The organism is Endozoicomonas arenosclerae (genome assembly GCF_001562015.1).
Classification (GTDB): domain Bacteria; phylum Pseudomonadota; class Gammaproteobacteria; order Pseudomonadales; family Endozoicomonadaceae; genus Endozoicomonas_A; species Endozoicomonas_A arenosclerae.
On sequence record NZ_LASA01000233.1, the window covers coordinates 1 to 3399 of the forward strand.

Below are 3399 nucleotides of genomic sequence, written 5' to 3' on the forward strand. Positions count from 1 at the left end.
ACAAATGTCTAACCATTGCGAAGACACATCAATACCAATGAAGTTAAGTATTGTTTCCATAACGGTCACCTAGATCTAAGCTTCATACGGGGGGGGTGACCACAAGCTGGCGTTAGCTTGCAAAAATTGTCTACCGTAAGGTAGGAGTGCTCCTAATCGTCGCTCATGCTTGTGGGTGGGGATTTCTCAGTCAGTCTGTCCGAAAGGCAGTAAGCAGTCGATGCCCCTCACCCCCGCCTCTAACTTTATACAAATAATTAGAGACAGGTTAAACATACAAGCTTGTCGAAGGATGCTGGTAATGCACTTCGACAAGCTCAGTGCGAACGGTATAGGGTTTAGAGCTCAATTTCACTAGGAGTTCAAGAAGCCCATGGAATGGCTGAAAAGTAATTATAAGAAGGCATCCCATTGTTTTGTTGGGGCATAAGTTGAGTTGAGAGTCTAGTCAAAATGATCAGGATGATTTGTATTGTTTACTTATTGCTCATCTCTCTGTCATCCATTGCAAAGATATACAGCTGGGTGGATGAGAAGGGAGTCAGACATTACAGCAGCCATGCGAAATCGGCTGATGCAAAAGAAGTGAATGTTGATGTGCCTGACTCAAACTGGCAGAAAATGGACATTAAAATCATCGACATCGGTTTTGATCTTACGGATCAGGAGCATCAAAGGATTCAGCGAGACGTTAATACTGTTTATCAGTTTTTTGATAAGAAATTATTCTTTGATATTTATAAAACCGTTCCTGTCTCTATAAGAATCTTTGGTAGCAAAGAGGACTATGTGAATTACAACCTTCGTCACCAGGATCTCTCTGCACAGTCTAAAAGCACTACTGTTCATACGTTGGGTCGATATTTGCCGAAAACCAATGAAATTCTGGTCTATCAGCATAAAAACAGAGACAGAACATTTTCTACGATCAAGCATGAGGTCAGTCATGCGATTACAGATACTTTGACCCCGTTTGTACCTTCATGGCTCAACGAGGGTGTAGCTGAAAATATGGAAACCATTGGCATTCAGAAGGACTCCCTCTTTATTGGTTCTCATCGAACTAACTTGTACAACCTTCGTCGTTACGATAGTGATGACAAGCTGTTAGCGATAAAGGATTTTATGTCCCTGACCAGTCGTGACTGGCGAAAGCAGAACAGAAACACCGACTATGCCTTGCAAATTCAGGCAGGTGAATTCACACGTATGTTGCTTTCATCTCCAACTGGCCTCAATTTTATCAGCAGATTGATGCATAACTATAAACGTGGTGACAGAACCATTGCTTATTACCTTGTCGATGATGAATATTTTGGAGGTCTGGGTACGTTGGAAAGCAAGTGGTCGTTATGGGTTAAGAGGAAAGAGTCAGGTCAGTTTGCGCTGTGACTTAGTGTTATCTAAGGAGTAAAAGATCAATGGAAAATGTTTATCTTGAGTTGGTGAACAGAATCAAGGAAGAACGTTATCCTGATGCTGAAGTGGTTTTCCTGGCGGGTTCCCATGTCAGGGGAGAAGCAACTCGATATTCCGATCTTGATCTGGTGGTTGTCTATGAATCGCTAAAAGAAGCGTATCGAGAGTCTTTTATATTTGACGCTATGCCTGTTGAAGCCTTTGTTCATGATCCTGAGACTCTGGAGTATTTCTTCAACCAGGTGGATCGACCCAGTGGCATACCTTCATTAATGAATATGGTGGTAGAAGGTATTGAAGTGCCTGCTTCAACAGCCTTCTCAGCTTCTGTTAAATCACAAGCCAGACGGGTTCTTGATCTTGGCCCACCACAGTTATCTGAGAGTGAGGTCAATACCGCTCGATATGTTCTGACGGACATGCTCGATGATATCAGGGCTCCCAGAAATTACAGTGAACTGGTTGCAACAAGTTCCACTCTTTATCAGAAACTTGCGGACTTCTACTTGAGAACTCAAGGTCTCTGGTCAGCCAAAGGCAAGTCGATACCCAGGCGTTTGAAGGCTTGTAACGAACCGTTTCAACAGCAACTTAATCGGGCCTTCGAACATCTGTTCCAAAAAGGAGAAACGGAACCTGTCATTAAATTGGTTGAACAGGTTCTAAACCATCATGGCGGGCTACTGTTTGACGGCTATAAACTGATTGCTCCTGAGGAGTGGCGCGAAGATTTGAAAGCCCCATAAATACAATAAGAGAAATAGAATTTTATGACATTTAAACTGGAAGTCCTCAATCAGAAAAATGCGATTGAGGCAGTAAGAATTAAGGCAGAGCCACCCGAGCTCTATCAACTTCATTACAACACCCATTGGATTGGGCACAGCTATGTGCATGATGATTTGTCTGCGGTGTTAATCAGAGACGGTGAAGAAGCCGTAGGTTTTGTATGCTATGGACAGTCTTACCATGATGCCTATCTGCTTGAGAAAATGGATGATTCTATTGCAGAGATTCATCATTTTTTGATCAAACCGGGTAGACAAGGTCAGGGTTTTGGTCGGCAGACTGTCCTGGCTATTGCCAGGGAAATGCATCAGAAAAATTATAAAATCCTGCGTGTTGCCCATCATCCAGAGGCTGACAAGGCCCGTGCTTTTTACACCAACCTGGGGTTCAAAATCATCGGAAAGAGCTATGACGATGACCCACTGCTTGAGTTAGATTTGGAAGCCTTTCTGTCCCGTTGGAGTTAACAAAGAATGATCATCAAGCGACAAGGTCATCGTTATATTGATGTCGAATCGGGTAAAACGCTGGATGCCTGGTTTCCAGAAGCGATTCTTGAACCAGTGCGTTCCTGCCTTGCAGAAAAATACGGCGTTGTTCGTGGTGAGGCTTTTGAGCTTGAAATTGACACTGAACAAGAGGGGCCGGTTTCCACAGAAGATGCATACTTGCGCTTGCACTTACTATCGGAGTGCTCAGTTCAGCCCAATCAGATTAATCTTGAGGGACTGTTTGGTGTTCTGCCAAACATTGCCTGGACGTCAGCTGGACCTGTATTGCCTGAAACCGTAAATCGTCTTCGATCTCTGGTCAGTCAGGAACATCATCATCTGCAGGTCAGCTCCATTGATAAGTTCCCTCGAATGAGTGATTACGTGATACCTGCCGGTGTCCGAATAGCGGATGCTGACAGAGTCAGGCTAGGAGCCTGTCGGACTTAACCAGCAAAACAGGTAAAATCCTGATTCCAGTACCAGTAACACTCAAAGCACTATGAATAAGTGGAAGTTCAAACCGGTCGACCGAAACACTCCCGACCTTTTCCCTGCCAGCATCCAGGATTATCTTCCAGAAGGTCATATGGCTCGCTTTGTGGTGGATGTTGTTGACCAGCTCGACCTGTCTCCACTGATCAATTCTTATCGAGGCACAGGATCAAAAGGCTGGCATCCTGCCATGATGGTTTCACTA

General features: G+C 44.2%; 4 protein-coding genes and 1 pseudogene. All 5 read left to right on the forward strand.

All coding sequences use genetic code 11. The annotated features are described in order from the left end of the window. Positions 1-453: 453 nt before the first annotated feature. Entirely contained in the window at positions 454-1392 is a 939-nt protein-coding gene (locus tag WG89_RS28095; protein WP_079254109.1) for a DUF4124 domain-containing protein, read from the forward strand. 29 nt (positions 1393-1421) lie between these two features. Beyond that, complete coding sequence (locus tag WG89_RS28100) at positions 1422-2165, forward strand: nucleotidyltransferase domain-containing protein (RefSeq protein WP_062271040.1); 744 nt, start codon at positions 1422-1424, stop codon at positions 2163-2165. 24 nt (positions 2166-2189) lie between these two features. Then, positions 2190-2675 carry a GNAT family N-acetyltransferase gene (locus WG89_RS28105; RefSeq protein ID WP_062271042.1) on the forward strand — a complete coding sequence of 162 codons (486 nt, stop codon included), beginning with the start codon at positions 2190-2192 and terminating at the stop codon, positions 2673-2675. A 6-nt stretch (positions 2676-2681) separates the two neighbouring features. Further along, positions 2682-3149, forward strand: coding sequence for a 2,3,4,5-tetrahydropyridine-2,6-dicarboxylate N-succinyltransferase (locus tag WG89_RS28110; protein WP_062271044.1), 468 nt, complete (start codon positions 2682-2684; stop codon positions 3147-3149). A gap of 52 nt (positions 3150-3201) precedes the next feature. Next, positions 3202-3399: pseudogene (locus WG89_RS28115) on the forward strand (IS5/IS1182 family transposase); the annotation flags it as partial.